Annotated in this window: 12 protein-coding genes; 5 read left to right on the forward strand and 7 right to left on the reverse strand. The window is 70.4% G+C overall.

Features of this window, described 5'->3' with window-relative positions; translation table 11 throughout:
* The first annotated feature begins 63 nt into the window (after window positions 1-63).
* Complete coding sequence (pgfA, locus tag IG04_RS0103430) at window positions 64-1,176, forward strand: cell envelope lipid trafficking protein PgfA (RefSeq protein ID WP_030475035.1); 1,113 nt, start codon at window positions 64-66, stop codon at window positions 1,174-1,176.
* Here pgfA (IG04_RS0103430) and IG04_RS0103435 read toward each other — a convergent pair.
* Window positions 1,161-2,288, reverse strand: a complete 1,128-nt coding sequence (locus tag IG04_RS0103435; protein WP_144065127.1) for an amidase — start codon at window positions 2,286-2,288, stop codon at window positions 1,161-1,163. The two genes, pgfA (IG04_RS0103430) and IG04_RS0103435, sit on opposite strands and share 16 nt — an antisense overlap.
* Window positions 2,289-2,537: 249 nt before the next feature.
* On the opposite strand from IG04_RS0103435, the gene pgfA (IG04_RS0103440) reads away from it, so the two are divergent.
* Window positions 2,538-3,494, forward strand: a complete 957-nt coding sequence (pgfA, locus tag IG04_RS0103440; RefSeq protein ID WP_036013484.1) for a cell envelope lipid trafficking protein PgfA — start codon at window positions 2,538-2,540, stop codon at window positions 3,492-3,494.
* On the opposite strand, the gene IG04_RS0103445 is transcribed toward pgfA (IG04_RS0103440), so the two are convergent.
* Window positions 3,478-4,239 (reverse strand): class I SAM-dependent methyltransferase, encoded by a 762-nt coding sequence (locus IG04_RS0103445; protein WP_084400792.1) that lies wholly within the window; start codon window positions 4,237-4,239, stop codon window positions 3,478-3,480. The genes pgfA (IG04_RS0103440) and IG04_RS0103445 overlap by 17 nt on opposite strands.
* A gap of 102 nt (window positions 4,240-4,341) precedes the next feature.
* Here IG04_RS0103445 and IG04_RS0103450 point away from each other — a divergent pair, with 102 nt between their 5' ends.
* Window positions 4,342-5,463 (forward strand): glycosyltransferase family 4 protein, encoded by a 1,122-nt coding sequence (locus IG04_RS0103450; RefSeq protein ID WP_245815847.1) that lies wholly within the window; start codon window positions 4,342-4,344, stop codon window positions 5,461-5,463.
* Here the strand turns inward: IG04_RS0103450 and IG04_RS0103455 are convergent.
* From IG04_RS0103455 to IG04_RS0103465, 3 genes are read right to left on the reverse strand one after another with little or no spacing between them, the layout of a single operon-like run.
* Window positions 5,410-6,432 carry a hypothetical protein gene (locus IG04_RS0103455; protein WP_030475040.1) on the reverse strand — a complete coding sequence of 341 codons (1,023 nt, stop codon included), beginning with the start codon at window positions 6,430-6,432 and terminating at the stop codon, window positions 5,410-5,412. The genes IG04_RS0103450 and IG04_RS0103455 overlap by 54 nt on opposite strands.
* Before the next feature lie 4 nt (window positions 6,433-6,436).
* Entirely contained in the window at window positions 6,437-6,604 is a 168-nt protein-coding gene (locus IG04_RS46235) for a hypothetical protein (protein ID WP_157512856.1), read from the reverse strand.
* 3 nt (window positions 6,605-6,607) lie between these two features.
* On the reverse strand, window positions 6,608-8,212 hold the full coding sequence (locus IG04_RS0103465; RefSeq protein ID WP_030475041.1) for an MmpA family trehalose lipid delivery protein: 1,605 nt from the start codon (window positions 8,210-8,212) through the stop codon (window positions 6,608-6,610).
* 105 nt (window positions 8,213-8,317) lie between these two features.
* On the opposite strand from IG04_RS0103465, the gene IG04_RS0103470 reads away from it, so the two are divergent.
* A complete protein-coding gene (locus tag IG04_RS0103470; RefSeq protein ID WP_030475042.1) occupies window positions 8,318-9,502 on the forward strand; it encodes a lipopolysaccharide biosynthesis protein in 1,185 nt (394 codons plus the stop codon).
* Window positions 9,503-9,657: 155 nt separating this feature from the next.
* Here the strand turns inward: IG04_RS0103470 and IG04_RS0103475 are convergent, their stop codons facing one another.
* Window positions 9,658-13,635, reverse strand: coding sequence for an alpha-(1->3)-arabinofuranosyltransferase (locus IG04_RS0103475; RefSeq protein ID WP_245815848.1), 3,978 nt, complete (start codon window positions 13,633-13,635; stop codon window positions 9,658-9,660).
* A gap of 137 nt (window positions 13,636-13,772) precedes the next feature.
* Between IG04_RS0103475 and IG04_RS0103480 the strand changes: the two genes are divergently transcribed.
* A complete protein-coding gene (locus IG04_RS0103480; protein WP_144065128.1) occupies window positions 13,773-14,483 on the forward strand; it encodes a class I SAM-dependent methyltransferase in 711 nt (236 codons plus the stop codon).
* On the opposite strand, the gene IG04_RS0103485 is transcribed toward IG04_RS0103480, so the two are convergent.
* Entirely contained in the window at window positions 14,477-16,024 is a 1,548-nt protein-coding gene (locus tag IG04_RS0103485) for a substrate-binding domain-containing protein (RefSeq protein WP_030475063.1), read from the reverse strand. The genes IG04_RS0103480 and IG04_RS0103485 overlap by 7 nt on opposite strands.
* Window positions 16,025-16,153 lie beyond the last annotated feature (129 nt).

Genomic DNA, 16,153 nt, shown 5'->3' on the forward strand with positions numbered 1-16,153 from the left:
ACGGTTACCGGTAATCACCCTCACGCAACACCCTCCCTGCCAACCGAATACTTGTGAGGACCTGTGCGAACCGCAGTCGTCGCCGCCCTGCTCGGACTCGGTGCCTTCGCAGTAGCGGCCGGATTGGTGCTGCAACTGCACTCCTATCCCCTGCTCGCCAAGCTGCAGCACGACATCGACACGGTCTCGGTCTCCGAAGGAGAAGGAGTCACCGCCGTCGTGTACCCGCCTGGCGGAATGCCGGAAGTACGCCACAACCTCCGCCTCACGGCGACAACGCACGTCGAGGGCGATCTCGCCGCGCCCGAGATCAAGGAGAACGGCGACGTCACCGTGTGGAAGCGGGCGACGATCGTCAAGGAGGACTCCGGCAAGCTCGTGCTCAGCGCCGAGGTGCGCAAGATCTGTCTCGACCGCCGCACCGGCGAGGCTGTCGCGCCCTGCCGCGGCGAGTTCTACGAGACCGAACGGGGCAAGCGGGTCACCGCCGAAGGGCGGCAGCTGCTGCAGCCCGGCCTCAACTTCGTGTTCCCGTTCGACACCGAGCAGCGTGATCACCGTTGGTACGACACGGTTCTCAAGCGCCCGGTCGACATCCACTTCGCCGGAGAGCAGCTGTTGCAGGGACTCGACGTGTACCGGTTCGCGCACACGATCCCGCAGACGGCGCTCGACCGGTTCGCGGTCCCCGGTTCGCTGGTCGGCAGGCCGGAGCCGTCCGTGGACGTCACCCAGTACTACGGCGTCACGCGCACGTTGCTGGTCGAGCCCACGACCGGCGCGGTGCTCTCGGTCCGGGAGGACATCCGGCAGGAGCTGCGCACCGACACGCAGGACGAGGGCGAGGGAACCCCTGTGTTCGCCGGAGAACTGCGGCTGACGAACGCCTCGGTCGCCGCGAACGCGGATCAGGTCAAGGCGAACCTGCCGAAGCTGTTCGTGATCACCACTCTTCCCACCGTCCTGTGGGTCTCCGGCGCCGTGCTGGTCGCGATCGGGCTGGTCCTGCTGCTCGTGTGGCGGCGCGGTCTCGTCGCCGGGCCGCTGGCGCTGGTGATCGGTGCGTGCCTCGCGGGCGCGATCACCTACGGCGTCACCAACGCGAGCGACCCGGACGACTCGCTCGACCTCAAGAACGTGGTGTCGTCCTCGAACGTCGACTACGGCCTCCGATGAGCACCGCTTTCCTCCTCGATGATCCCGGCGACCCGGAGCAGTTCGCCCTCCGCCTTCGGCACCGCGATCAGGGTCACCGGCAACGGGTTCCCGCCGGCGTCCGAGCCCGCGCGCACGGACACGGCCGGGTAGCCGCTGACCCTCCAGAGCGGCGAGAACGGAGAGGTGGCGCCGTTGCGCACCAGCACCCCGCCGGGCAACGACATGGTCTCGGCCGGCCCGGTGTGCCCTGGTGTCACCAGCACGTCGACACCGGTGAACATGTGGTTCAGCATCACCCGCTCCGCCGCGCGCATCGACCGGCAGATGCCCCGCAGCGGCCAGGGCACGAAACGGTCGAGCAGGTCCAGCTCACGTGGGCCGGCGGCCAGGTGCGGCGCCAGCAGGAACCTGGACTCGCTGGCGAGGTGCGGGTCGTGGTCGACCACCTCGTCGACGTGCAACGACAACAGCGCGGCGACGTCCTCGACGACCCGGCGCATGGACGGGCGGGTGCGGGTGGTCATCGAGAGGCCGCGCAACGACACGCCGATCCTAAGTGGACGGTTCGCGGGCTCGGCCGCCCAGCCGATCCCCCGCACGACGTGCGCCACGTCGGCGACGGTCCTCGCCACCACGCCGCGTCCACCGGAGGTCTCGAAGCCCACCACGCCCGCACCTCCCGCCGGCACCCCGCCGGCACCGGGCGCGCGGCGTGCCAGCACCGCGGCCACCACACCGGTGGCGACGGCGACGGCCGTGCCCGACACCTTGGGATCGAGCGTCGTGGCGGGCAAGCCGGGCGTGGGGTTGCGATGGAGCTCGGCTCCCGACGTTCTCCCGATCACGACGGCTCCCGCCGCCACCAGTGCGTCGAAAGCCGAACGTGGCAGGGAATCCTCGACAGCCAGGGGCAGTCCGAGCAGGCCGCCGCTCTCGCCACCCGCCATCCGCCGATCGGCCTCCGCCGCACTGCGCCGGGCGGCGGCCAAATCGACATCTGTGAAAACGTGCCGCGACGAGTTCAGCCGATGTTCGGTGGTCGCAAGGAGTTCTGCTGCGGTCGTCGCACCGCGGGCGAGCAGCCGGGCCTGCTCAACTGCTCCGGGATAGCACACAGGGGTTTCTTCCACGTGTCTCTTCCTCCGGCATCGTCGCCGATGAGTAAGGAGCTGCTTCGTTCAGTCGCTACCCGTTGGACAGCAGGGGTTCCGCCGAACGGCTCTGCGATTCGGCGGCCGAGTAGCTTCTTTCTTCACGCGGACCGATCAAGATGACCTGGGTCACCCCGGTCGGGGGGTTGCGCAGAGGTTACTGTCCGGTAGGTTCCACGCCACTGTGACGTCCCTCTCATACCCCGAACACACCCAGAAGGAGGACGAGTGCGACGTGTCGCGAGCCTCGTGCTGGTAGGACTGGGCATCTTCTCGCTGGCGCTCGGAGCAGTCCTGCGCTTCTACGTGTACCCCGAGCTCGCAGTCGTGCCGCTCGACCAGAAGACGGAATCCGTCGCGGAAGGCGCGGCGAAGGTCTTCTACCCCAAGGACCTCGTCGTCAAGGACGCGCGGCTGACGGCCACCCGCAAGGTCGAGAGCAACCTGACCGTGCCGGAGGCCAAGGTCGACGGTGACGTGATGGTGTGGGACCAGGGCCTGGTCGTCACCGACTCCGAGAACCAGCTCATCTCCGCGCTGAAGCACCGGGTGTGCCTCGACCGGCGGACGAACATGGCTCTCCAGCAGTGCACCCAGCAGTACGTGACCGACGCCGAGGGCGACCCCACCGCAGCCGACAAGGCGGTGCACCAGGAGGGCCTGAACTACAAGTTCCCGTTCGACACCCAGGCCCAGGACTACGAGTACTTCGACACCACCCTGCGCAAGGCGACGACCGCGCGCTACGAGGGCACGGACGAGGTCGGCGGGCTCGAGGTCTACAAGTTCGTCCAGAAGATCCCGTCGACCAAGTTCCGCGACCAGGAGGTGCCCGGCCAGCTGGTGAACAGCACCGAGGCCTCGGTCAAGGCGGAGCGCCGTTACCAGAACACCCGCACCATGTGGGTCGAGCCGGTCAGCGGCATCATCGTCAAGGGTTCGGAACAGCAGCGGCAAGCACTGTTCGGGCCGGACGGAAAAGAAGGAACGGTACTGCTCGACGCCACCTTGACCTTCAACGAGCAAACCGTCAGAGAATCGGTTGAACGGGCCTCCGAGGCACGCGGAAAATTGACTCTGATCAGCAGTACCGGACCGATCGTCCTGCTTTCCGTCGGCCTGGTGTTGCTGCTCGCCGGAATTCTTGTCGGTGTGCTCGGACGACGCCCTAGGCACGTCGCCTGAGCACGATCACGAAGTTCCACGAGGCGATCTCCCGGACCCCCGGGACACGGGTGATCCACTTCGCCCACCACGGGTGGTACCGGGGGAACGTCTCGACCACGTCGGCGACGGTCTGGCGGTGAGCCCACCGCTGGACCGCCCCGACGCTCACCGGGAACAGTGAAGTGCCGAACGAGTTCTTCGGCGGCTTGCCGTTGCGGCGCTCGTAACGGCGTCGCGCGTAGTGGCCGCCGAGGAAGTGCCACGGCGCGGTCTCGTGGCCGCCCCACGGCGAGTACCACGGCGTGTAGGACATGAAGACAGTGCCTCCGGGCCTGGTCACACGCACCATCTCGGCCAGCATCAGCCACGGGTCGTCGACGTGCTCAAGGACGTTGGACGAGTAGCAGACGTCCACCGAGGCGTCGCGGAACGGCAGCGCCGTGCCGCTCGCGCGGATCATGCCGGGATCGGGTTCACCGCGGGCGGACAGCTCGCCGACGTCCGGGTCCAGGCCCACGTACCGGGCGCCGGCGCCGCGGAACGCCTCGGCGAAGTAGCCGGGACCACCGCCGACGTCGAGGACGACCGAGCCGCTCAGGGACACGTACGACGACACCTGGGCGACCGAGTCGTCCGCCAGGATCCGGTAGAAGTGGTCGGGGTCGGACTGTTCTTTCAGGAATGCGCGAAAAAGTCGAACAGAACGGCGAAAAGTTGGCTTTGACAACTTTTCCCGGGCCGAAACTGAACCGATCTCGACCATTGCCATCTCCCGCATTCCGTCTACCATGGCTACCTGGCAGTAACCTAGCATCGGGAGAGGCAGATGTCGCGTGGTCCTGATTACCGGCCGAGCATTCTGCTGGTGAATTGGCGCGACACCAGACACCCCGAGGGCGGCGGTTCCGAACGATACGTCGAGCGCATCGCAGAGGGCCTCGCCCGGCTCGGCCACCGGGTCTCGATCCAGTGCGCCGGCCACGACCGCGCCCCTTCCGGCGACTGGGTGGCGGGCGTCCGCTTCCGCAGGCGCGGCAACAAGTTCACGGTCTACCTGTTCGCCCTGCTGGCGATCCTGCGCTCCGACGCGGACGTCATCGTGGACGTGCAGAACGGCATGCCCTTCTTCAGCCGCCTGGTCGCGCGCTGTCCCGTCCTGGTGCTGGTGCACCACGTGCACCGCGAGCAGTGGCACAGCGCGCTGGGCCCGGTCTTCGGCCGGATCGGCTGGTGGGTCGAGTCGTGGCTCGCGCCGAGGCTGTACCGCAAATGCCGCTACATCACGGTCTCCAACGTGACGCGGGACGAACTGGGCCTGCTCGGCGTCGAGCCGCGCCGCACGGTGGTCGTGCCGAACGGGCTGGACGCGCCTCCCGCCGTCTCCGCGCGGCGCACCGAGGCGCCCGTGCTCGTCGCGGTGTCCCGGCTGGTCCCGCACAAGCGGCTGGAGCACGCGATCGACCTCGTCGCGCGGCTCCGTCCACAGTGGCCCGACCTGCGACTGGAACTCGTCGGCGAGGGCCCGTGGAAGGACGTGCTGCGGCAGCACGCGATCGACCGCGGAGTCCAGGACAGCGTCGTCATCCACGGCTGGGTCGACGAGCAGGCCAAGCACGAGATCCTCGCCGGGGCGTGGGTGCACGTGTGCCCGTCGGTCAAGGAGGGCTGGGGCATCGTGATCATGGAGGCCGCGAGCCACGGCGTGCCCACGGTCGCCTACCGCTCGGCGGGCGGCGTGGCCGAGGCGATCGTGGAGCACCGGACAGGTCTGCTCGCCGAGGACTTCGAGGACTTCGTCCGGCACACGGAGACGCTGCTGCGGGACCATCCGCTGCGCAAGGCGATGGGCGCCGCGGGCAGGGAACGTGCCCAGCAGTTCAGCTGGGAGGAGAGCCTCGACGCGTTCGACAACGCCGTGCACAGCGCCCTGCGGCTACCTCCGCGCCTCGTGGCCGGTGAGCACCGCGTCGCACAGCAGGTCGAGTAGCTCCGCGGCGGCGGCCGCGTCGAAGTTCCTGCGCCGCACACGCACCGTGGCCGTGGTGACCTCCCCTGTCGTCACCACGCCGAACGCGACGCCCGACCGGCCGGTCGCCGCGGGGAAGAAGCGCAGGGCGCTGACGTTCCCCTTGACGACACCGAGGTTCGACACGAGGAAGGTGCTGCCGAGCCGGGACGCCAGCAGCCGCATCCCCCACTGCGCCAACGGGTTGTGCGCGCTGGGGAAGCCCGCCTCCGGCGTGGCGGCCGTCAGCAGCGCACGCACGTCGTCCTCGGTCGCCCCGGCCGGCAGGCGCAGTCTCAGCAGCGCGCTGTCGGCCTCGGGACGCGGATCCGCTCCACCACGCCAGGAGGCACCTATCGCGGCGACGACGCGGCCGTGCGCGGCACCACGGGTGGCGTTCCACTTCCGTGTCGCGTCCAGTGCGGCGGAGGTGAGCCGGGCGCTGCCCAGCTTGACGGCGGGCAGCGCGCGGGACACCAGGTGGTCGCCGGACTCGTTGCCCCGTAACGTTGGCTGGATGCGTGCGGGAGGCGTCCACACGGCTTCGCGCACGCGGTCGAGCGCGTTCAGGAGGTAGGGCCGGTCGGGGCTGCGCAGTGCCACACCGGTCGCGGAGCTGCACACGGACTCACCGAGTGCGATGCCCAGCAACGCCAGCAGGCCGAGGCCGTCGACCGCACCGTGGTGGGCGGCGATCATCAGCGAGTCGCCGGCGAGCGCGACCCGGACCAGCGGATCGCCCACGCTGTAGTGACCGTCGGCGAACTCGGTCCGCGCACCGTCCCAATCGGACGGACGGAGCACGACCGCGGCCGGACCGAGGTTGGGGAACTCCTCGCTGGCACGGGACATCCGCGCGGCCACCACCGAGGGATCCGGCGCCTCACGCAGACTCGCCTCGAGCAGGATGCTCCAGGAGGCCGCCGGGTCCCCGGAGAAGGCCACGGTCACCCGGTCAGCGAGAGCCGTAGTCGAGGACCTCGGGCTCCACGGCCTTCTGGCCTTGCTCGATCCGCTGCTCGACGACCTTGTCGGGGTTGTTCTGCGCGACGACGACCACGCCGACCCCTCCGGCGAGCGCGGCTCCGGCGACGATCGCGACCAGCACCGAAACCAGTTCCACGTCTTACTCCTCAGGTCGGGGTGCCGCGAATCTACCGACCGGTAACCGTCTCCACAACAGGCTCGTACCGATCAGTGACCCAGCCGCGACCCAGGCCAGCACAACGGGCGCAGCGGGTGGGCCGTTCGGTTCATCCGGCACTGCTCCAGGTACCCGATAGAGCGCCAGGTCGGGGCCGTCGTGGACCTTCTCGAGCCGTGCCAGCAGGTTCTCGTCCACTCGGCCCGGCGTCCCGCGCTCGACCAGCACCCAGCCGATGCCGCTCAGGTCACCATCGCGCAGCCGTGCCGCCCGCGGGTCCTCCCCCGCCACGACCTTCCCGCCGACCAGCAGCGAGTCGTCCACGACGGTCGTGCCGGGCAGGTAGCGCGGTGCGGGGTCGAGCTGGGTGCGCCGGTCGTTCCAGTCGAACCTGCGGAACGCCGAGAGCGGGTACACCGCCACGTCGCCGGGCTGGTCGACGAGCTTCTCCCGCACCGCGGCCCAGTCCGCCGGGTAGTGGACCGGTTCGAGCCGTCCGAACCCGCCCCACGCGAGGTCCGGCAGCAACCCGAGCAGCAGCACGGCCACCAGCAGCCGCGCGCGCAGCCGTTCCACCGCGACCGCGAGCCCGATCGCGAACGGCAGCGCGAGCCACGCCACCCACTTCTGGCTGTCGCGCAACAACCCGGCACCGGGCACGTGCTCGATCAACGTCTCCAGCACCGCCACGCCACCCGGCAGCACCGCGAGCAGGGCCAGCACCGCACCGAGCACGCCCAGTCCCGCCAGCGGCCACACGGGCAGGCGTTTCGACAGCTCCCGCAGACCGAAGACCGCCGCCCCGAGGAGCAGCACGGTGAGCACCGGAAGCATCGGATTGGCCCGGCTCACCGGAACGACCTCGGCGTTCCAGATCCCGCCCAGTCCCAGCACGCTGAGCACCGGCCCGCCCCAGTTCTCGCCGCGCGCGCTGAACGCCTCGACGCCGGCCGGGTCGGACAGTCCGTCGTGCAGCAGCGAGGGCACCCACCACGGCGCGTTCAGCACAACGCCGATCGCCATGACCTGCCACGCCTTGCGGCGTCCGGCGGTGGCCAGCGCCGTGCCCAGCGCGAGGATGCCGCCGGGTGCCGAGAGCACGGCGGGCAGGCACGCGAGCACGAGCCTGGTCCACGCGTGCGGTTCGCCGTCGCGCATTCTCAGTCCGGCCATCGCGACCCACGGCAGGGCCGCGTAGCCCAGCAGCAGCGTCCAGTGGCCGATGAAGAGCCGCTCGGCGACGTAGGCGTTCCACGAGTACGCCACGGCGGCGACGATCCGCACACCGGTGTTGTCCGTCGGCACCAGCAGCCCGGCGCCCAGGGCACCGGCGAAGACGATCGCGAGCAGAGCGAGCTTCTGCACCAGTTGACCGGGGACCACCTGGGTCATCAGCGCCACCACTGCGTCGACGGGAACCGCCCGCGGCAACGCGTCGCCGAGCCCGAACGCCGCCGCGTTCAGCGGCTGCTCCGGCGTGAACACCATGTCGTAGACGAGGACGTAACCCGGCCACAGCACGGGAGCGAGGGCGGCCAGCGCCAGCATCGCGCACGTGGCGTAGAGCTTCAGTCCGTTCGGCCGCACTTGCTCCCTCTCCGCTCGCGCCGGGGCTACAGTCGCCGAAACTACCGGCCAGTAGTACTCGCGGGTAGTACCCCGCGGCAGACCCGGCCACCGGAAGGATCCCGCGTGTCCGCTCCGGCGACGACCACCACCCGCCTGGACGCCCTGCTGATCACGGGCGCGCTGCTGGGCGCCAACGCCGCGAGCTACGTGCTGACCATCGCCGCCGCGAGAGCCCTGGCCCCCGCGATCTTCGGCGAGCTCAGCGCGCTGCTCGCGCTCGTGGTCATCGGGGTGGTGCCGGCGATGAGCCTGCAGACCGTCGCCGCCCTGCGGGTGACGAACCTCGGCCCGCGCCCCCTGTTCGGACTGGGCCTGAGCGTGAGCGCGGGCATGACCGTGCTGACCCTGGCCCTCGTGCCGCTGCTCGCCCGCCTGCTGCATCTTGACGGTCCCTGGCCGGTCGTGTGGCTGGCGCTGTCCCTGGCCCCGCTCACGGTTCTCGGTGTCCTGCACGGTCTCCTGCAGGGAACGCAGCGGTTCGGCGCGCTGGCGTTGCTGGTGTCGCTCGAAGGGCTCGGCAAGGTCGGCGGCGGGGTGATCGGGCTGTGGCTGTCCCCCTCGTCGGCCTCGGTGCTGGCGGGTACGGCCATCGGTTCGTTCCTGGTCGTGCTGACCGGGTGGCGGCTGTGCGGCAGTCCCCGCCCGGCACGGCCCGCCGGTGGGGCCGAGGTGATGCACGCGTCCCAGGCCATGCTGGCACTGGTGCTGCTGGTGAACCTCGACCTCGTGCTCGCCCGGCACCAGCTCGCCGGCCAGGCGGGCGGCTACGCCGTGGGAGCGGTCGTCACGAAGATCGCGTACTGGCTGCCGCAGGCGGTGGGCGTGCTCGTGCTGCCCCGCCTGGCCGACGCGGACGACCGCCGCCGCATGCTGCCGAAGGCACTCGCGGTGTGCGCGGGCCTCGACGTGTTCGTGATCGCGGGCTGCGCGCTGTTCGGGCCGCTGGGCGTGTCGTTGATCGGCGGCGCGAAGTACCACGGCGACGCGATTCCGTTGTGGCAGTTCGCTCTCATGGGTTCCTGCCTGGCACTGGTGCAGCTGCTGCTGTTCTCCCGGATCGCGAGCGGCGACCGGCGGTCGACCGTCGCGGTGTGGATCGCGGTCGCCGCCGAGGTCGCGCTGATCACCCTGTGGCTCAACGGCTCCGTCGGTCAGGTCGTGACCGGTGCGCTGCTCGCGACGGCGGGACTGGTGGTCGCGGGCACCGTCATCGAGGCCCGCGGCACTAGGGCCTGTATCGAAGTCTGATTCGATGAGAGTTGCGCTTGAGGTGGTTCCTGGTGGTGCGGCCGGACGGCCCGCATACCGGTGTTGTATGTGGGTCGTCCGGCCGTGCCGCCAGGGGCCGCCTCGGGCCCGGCTATCGCGGATCAGACTTCGATACAGGCCCTGGGCAAACCTGATCACTGCACGACGGGGTCCCGACGCTGTCCGAACCGGCCGAACGCGGCCGCGACCACCGCCGAGACGGCCACCAGGAAAGCGGCCTGGACCAGCGGGACGTAGGCCCATTCCTGGCCGTGGCCGAGGATCCGGCCGAGCACCGCGACACCCGATCCCAGCGCGACCCCGCTCACCGCGATCACCTTCGGCGCCGCCGCCCAGAACTCCCGCGCCAGCAGGCACGCGATCACCGCCACGATCGGCAGCATGCCGCCGAGCACGGCCAGCAGCACGAGCATCGCGACCACCAGCCACCGACTCCGCGACGGCGCCACGAACGTCACGCGCCGCCGCACGGGGATCGCGGCGAGCAGCAGCACCGCCAGCACTCCCAGCGCGCCGGCCAGCAGGCCCGTCCGGTACCGCGCGTCCGGGCCGAACTCCAGCACCACCACGCCGCCGTCGCCCTCGGGCAGGACATACGCCTGTTGCCAGCCGTCGACCCGGACCTTCTCCAGCACCTGCCCGTTCAGGGTCGCCGTCCAACCGTCGTTGACGTTCTCGGACACCACGAGCAGTGCCTGAGGACCCGGCGCGACGGTGATCTCCCGTTCGGTGGCGTCCCAGCTGCCGATGGTGACTTCCCGATGCGTCGCAACGGGTTTCGGTAGTTCGACGTGGGTCACGGAGACGTCCTGCACCACGAACGAGTCGGATCGCGACGTGGTGAGCACGTGGTCGCCGGCGGGCAGCTCCAGGGCGGTCGCCAGGTCGTCGTCGCACAGCACCGCCTTCAACGGGCGGTTGGCCATGACGTCACCGAGCACGCCGGACACCGAGCTGTTGATCTTCTTGCCGTCGACGTCGATGACCGGGCCTTTGCCGCACGGCACGGTGAACGGAGTCGTCGCGGGCACCGGCTTCAGCACGCCGTCGAGCGCGGGCACCCGGAGCTCACCGATCTCGGCGGGCCCCACGCCGCCCGACTCGCGCACGACGAGTTCGAGCTTCTCGGTGTCCGCCGGTTTGATCGTGACGATGCCGTCCGCGCCGACGCGCACGACCTCGGCGCCCGCGTCGGTGCGCACTTCCAGCTCGACGGGTGCTCTGGCTCCTCGCGCGCCCTCGATGCCGAACTCCGAAAGGGTGCGTTTTCCCTTCCACGCCAACGTCAGCGTCGGCCGCAGGTCCGTCACGTCCGGCACCCAGGACGTGCCCGGATCACCGTCCACAGCGGACAGCGGACTCGCCGCGACGTCGCCGGCAAGCGAGGTCGACCCCGTGATCGTCAGGCCCTCCGGCGTCACCGGGTTCTTCGCGCCGGCGGACGGCACGACGGTGGCGTTCACCGCGAACTTCCCGTCGGCCGAGGTGCGGAACAGCCGCGTGAGTCCGTTGACCTCCTCGCCGAACCGGGACAGCGACGAGTCGCATCGCACCGTGCCGTCGGTCCGGTAGCACGCCGGACGCGACTGGCTGCCGCGGGTGAACGAGAAGCCCGGCCTGGCCGCGTCCTGGTCGCGGGGCACGCGCAGCGCTCTCTGCGCCGTCATGCCCGGCACGCTCAGTTCCTTGATGCCGACGTTGCCGTCCTGCCTGTCGGCGGCGACCCCGAGGACCGTGACGCGCACGCTGCCGGTGAGACCGGGGCGGACGGGGTAGGCGTGCCGGCCGCCGCCGGACGGGACGTCGTGCTCGCTCTCCCCCGCGTCGGTGGTGAGCCTGATCCGCGTGACCGCCCAGCCCACCCGCAGGTCGTCGACCAGGTCGAGCGTCACCTCACCGACCGAGCGCGGGGTGTCCAGGTCGATCTCCAGCCACTGCCCGACGGGCCCGGTGAAGCTCGACGAGTGCCACGCGGACCCGCCGTCGCCGTCCACCGCCGCGAACGGCGAGTTCGCCGGGTCGATCGCCCCCGCCGCGTCGGCGTACGCGGTCGACGTGGACGCCCGCACGGCCCGGATGCCTCGGTACTCGGCGACGGTCTGATGCCTGGAGTCCTGGAACGGAGACACGTCCAGCGCCACGCGTCCCTGTCTGGACGCCTCGTCCGCGGACATCGTCTGGCTGAGGTTGTCGGACACCCTGCCGACGTTGCGTTCCTTGCGTCTGAGGCCGTCGGTGACGAGCAGTGGCCCGGTCCGTCCTTCGGCGTCGCCCGCGAGGACGACGGGCTGGTCCGCCTTGACGAGTCCCTGGGACAGCAACGGCAGCAACGACTCCGGTCCACCGCTCACCGTCGGCACGTCCGCCTCGGCGACGGCGGTGGCGACCGGGACCGCCCGCTTCACCTCGAAGACCTCCAGCGCGTTCCCGGTCGCGGCGGCGTCGACCGAACTGACGAGCCGCTGGTCGCTCATCCGCACCTCGGGCCCGAACTGGGCGACGCGCTCGATGCCGGGCGATCCCTGGAGCGCCTGACGTAGCACGGTGAGCGGCGGCGAGCCGGTCGGTTCGCGCGCGATGTCGTTGCGCAGCAGCAGGAACCGATATCCGCCTCGTGCGAGGAAGTCCGCCAGCCCAGCTGAGCCGCGCCCGTCCGCGAGCGCGTCGTAGACGGCGTCCATGTACCGGGTGTTGCCCTCGGATCCGAGCGGTACCTGGTTGCGCACCGCCCACGGGGCCTGCGCGAGCGACTGCATCGGCTCGTCCACGGTCCTGCCCCAGGTGTACTGGCCGAAACCGGTGGCGGGCAACAACAACGTCCTCGCTCTGCCGTCCTGTTCCGCGAGCCATCCCGCCGCCTCGCGCCAGTGGCCCGGCACGTCGGACCACCCCTGGCCGGGCCGCAGGGTCAGCAGCCACGCGGGCGCCGCGACGACCGCGATCAGCACCAGGGCCACACCGGTGCGGGCCCGCCGCCGCCAGTGCTCGGGAGCGGCCCGCAGCCCGGCCGGCCGGGACAGGTGCAGGCCGTGGATGAACCCGAGAACCAGGCACAACCGCAGCACCGGCTCGAACTTGTGCACGTTGCGCAGCGGTGCGAGCGGCCCGTCCAGGAGCCCGCGCACCACCTCGGCGAGCGGCGAGTCGAGCGACCCGACGTACCCGACGGTCAGCAGCGTCAGCCCCGCCAGCGTGCCCAGCACCAGGAAACGACGTTCCGGCAGTCCGAGCCGGGCCAGTCCTACGACGCCAACCAGCGCCACCAGCGCGGTGCCGGCCATCAGCACCGGGTTGTCGACCAGGATGAAACCGTTGGGCCACCACGGTTCGCCCTGGAGCACGTACGCGACCCACTGGTTCGTCCCGCGCAGCACCTGGAACAACGACATGGGCGCGGTGGTGTTCGCCGCCGACTCGATGTAGTCGAGGAACGGCAGGCTGTACCGGCCGAGCAGCAGCAGCGGGAAGATCCACCACAGCGCGACCGCGATGACACAGCCGCACCACCACAGCACCAGCTTCACGTGCGCGCGGTTCCACGTGCGCGTCAGCAGCCAGATGCCCGGGAGGACCAGCGCCATCACGACCATCGCACCGTTGACGCCGCCCATCCCCAGCACCGCGAGCGCCGACAGGGCGGCGGCCCGGCGTGGTGACCCGATCCGGTCCGCCAGCACCAGGGGCAGCAGCACCCACGGCAACATGACGGCGGGCAGCATCTCCGCGGACAGCGGCCCGATCTCGGTCAGCACCCGAGGGGCCAGCGCGTAGGCCAGCGCACCGGCGTACCTCGTCGGCTCGTGGCCGATGCCGAGCGCGCGGGCCAGCCGCAGCACCCCGTAGAACGCGAGGCAGAGCAGCAGCGCGCACCAGAGCCGTTGGGTGACCCACGCGGGTATGCCCAGGATCTGACCGGCCGCGAAGAACGGCCCCATCGGGAAGAAGTAGCCGTATGCCTGGTTCTGCAACTCACCGGACGTGGCGGCGGGATTCCACAGATGCAGAGCTCTGCCCAGGAACCCGGCCGGGTTGACGGTCAGGTCGAGCTTGGTGTCGAACGTGGCCGTTCCGAAGCGTTGCGCGAACGACAGCACCGTGAGTGCGATGAGCACCCACGTCGTCGGGTTCCGGTGTGCGATCTTCAGGCTCCTGATGGCGCAGGAAGTTACCACCGGGTAGTGCTCGCGGGCGACTGTCGCTATCTTGGGCCACCACGACGGTTCTGGGGCCGGTGCTCAGGCAGGTGGCGATGACTTCTCCGACGACGTTCGAGCAGGCGTGGGAACTGGGCGACCAGGTCCCCGGATGGTTGACAGTTGACCAGGCCACCATGTTGTGGAGAGCCGCCCTGCGGCTCGGTCCCGGCGCGCGGATCGTGGAGATCGGCAGCCACCAGGGACGATCCACCACCGTGCTGGGGATCGCGGCGCGCTCCGTCGGGGCCACGGTGGTCGCCGTCGACCCGTTCGTCGAGGGCAAGCTGTTCGGCGGCACCCCGACCCGCGCCCGGTTCGAGAAGAACGTCGCCCGCGCGGGCCTGACCGACGTCGTACGGCTCGAAGCGTCGTACAGCACCAGGTTGCGCCTGGAGTGGGACGAGCGCATCGACCTGCTGTACATCGACGGCAAACACGACTACTGGACCTACACCGACGACATGCTGTGGTCGGAGAACCTCGTTCCCGACGGCGAGATCCTGGTCCACGACGCGTTCTCGTCCATCGGGGTCACCTGCGGCATCATCGCGAAGGTGCTGTGCGGCAACCGATACGTGTACGTGGACCGGGCGGGCTCCCTCGCGCGCTTCCGTTTGACGCAGCCGGGCTGGGCCGATCGCAGGCGGGTGCTCGCCGAGATGCCCTGGTTCCTGCGCAACGTGTGGATCAAGGTGCTGCTCCGCCTGCGGCTGCGGCCGGTCGCGCGGCTGTTCGGACACGACGGCCCGTACGACCCCTACTGAGGACGGCAGGCGGGCGGCTGGCAGAGCATCGTGCTCAGCGCCTGCGCGAAGATGTCGCTGATGCCGGCGGGATCGACGGTGGTGAAGGCCCCGCCGCCGGTCGCGTCGGCGATCGCTTTCAGTTCGCCGACATCGACGTCCGGGCCCATGCCGATCGCGATGACGGGCAACGGCCTGCGCTTGTCCTGCAGCTTGGCCAGTTCGTCCAGCAGCTCCCGCTGACCGATCGAGTCGGGGTCCTCGTTGCGGCCGTCGGTCATGATGGCGACGATGTTGATGCGGCCGAGCTCCCAGTTCTTCCTCGCCTCCCGGTAGGCGGCCAGGGTGGTGTCGTAGAGGCCCGTGGCCCCGTTCGCGGTCGCCCGGGTCGCCCGGACCGCGGCGACGGCCTGGCCGTTCGCGAGGTGGTCCTTGACGGACGCGAAGGGGATGATCTCCCGGTAGTCCCTGTCGCCGTCCAGCCTGGTGGAGAACTTCCACAGGCCGATCTGCGTGCCGGGCTTGAACATGCCCAGGCCGCGTTCGGCCGCGCCGACGGCCAGCGCCATCCGCGTGGTTCCCGTTCTGGGCACGACCTGGTTCATCGAGCCCGACACGTCCAGGACGCCCAGCACCCGCGCGGTCAGCGTGAGTCCGCTCCAGAGGCGCAACGTCTCGTCCACGAAACCCTGGTCCAGGCCGGCGGCCTGGTCGTCGGGCGCGCGCAGGCCGAACGTGGCGAGGTCGGTCCCGGACCGCAGGCGCGCCAGGAACTTCTCCGCCCCCGCCCGCTGCGCCTCGTCCGCGTCGGGCAGCACGACGTACGGGAAGTCCAGCGGTGGCAACGGGTTCTCCGAGACGACCGCCGTCAGCCGGGTCGCGCCGGGCGTGGAGTTGTGCCGCTCGAGAGCCTGTTCGGACGTGGGGAACACGTCCAGTGGCCGGGTGAACAGGTCCTCGGCCCGCTCGGAGTAGTCACCGGACACGGGCCTGATGGCGGCGACCGTCGCCGCCGCGGGATCCTTCTCCGCCGACGCGAACCCGCGCAACGCCAGCAACGCCGACAGGCTGGCCGGATCCCTGGCCGGATCGGCGATGCCGGCGACCGCGGTGGCACCGGGCCCGATCAGTTCCCGCCAGTTCCTGCCCTTCACGGACTCCTTGACGGCGAGCACGATCGGCGACAGCGCCACGGAGATGCCCGACTCGGGCACCCGCCACGCACCGGAGTCCCGCGCCTGCCGCAACCACGTCGTCGACTCGGGCACCCAGACCGAGGGCGACACCTCCCCGGCGACGAGCCGGGTCATCGTCTCGCGCGCCGGCTCTGCCCTGACCTCGACGCGGTAGCAGTCGTCGGCCGCGCTCAGGTCGTCCGCGACGTCGCTCAGGGCCGGCGCGACCGCGGGGGCCGCGGTGACGAGAACCGTCGCCGGATCCGTGCAGCGGGTCGCGTTGAGCCGGTCGAGGACGGCGTCACCGCCGATCCAGGCGACGACGGACAACACGAGCAGTACCGAAAGCCCGACGACAGGCGCCGTCACCCGCCGTGGTCGCACCATGGCGGACACCTTAGACAACCAGTCCGGGCACCACCAGAACTCGCCGGTTTCGATTCCCGCGCTGGTGTGTGTTCATGGCCCAGGAGGCGGAGGATCGGAGAAGCAAGCCCTTCGATCGAGCGGAGATGG

It is taken from the genome of Lentzea albidocapillata, assembly GCF_000719115.1.
Lineage (GTDB): Bacteria > Actinomycetota > Actinomycetes > Mycobacteriales > Pseudonocardiaceae > Lentzea > Lentzea albidocapillata.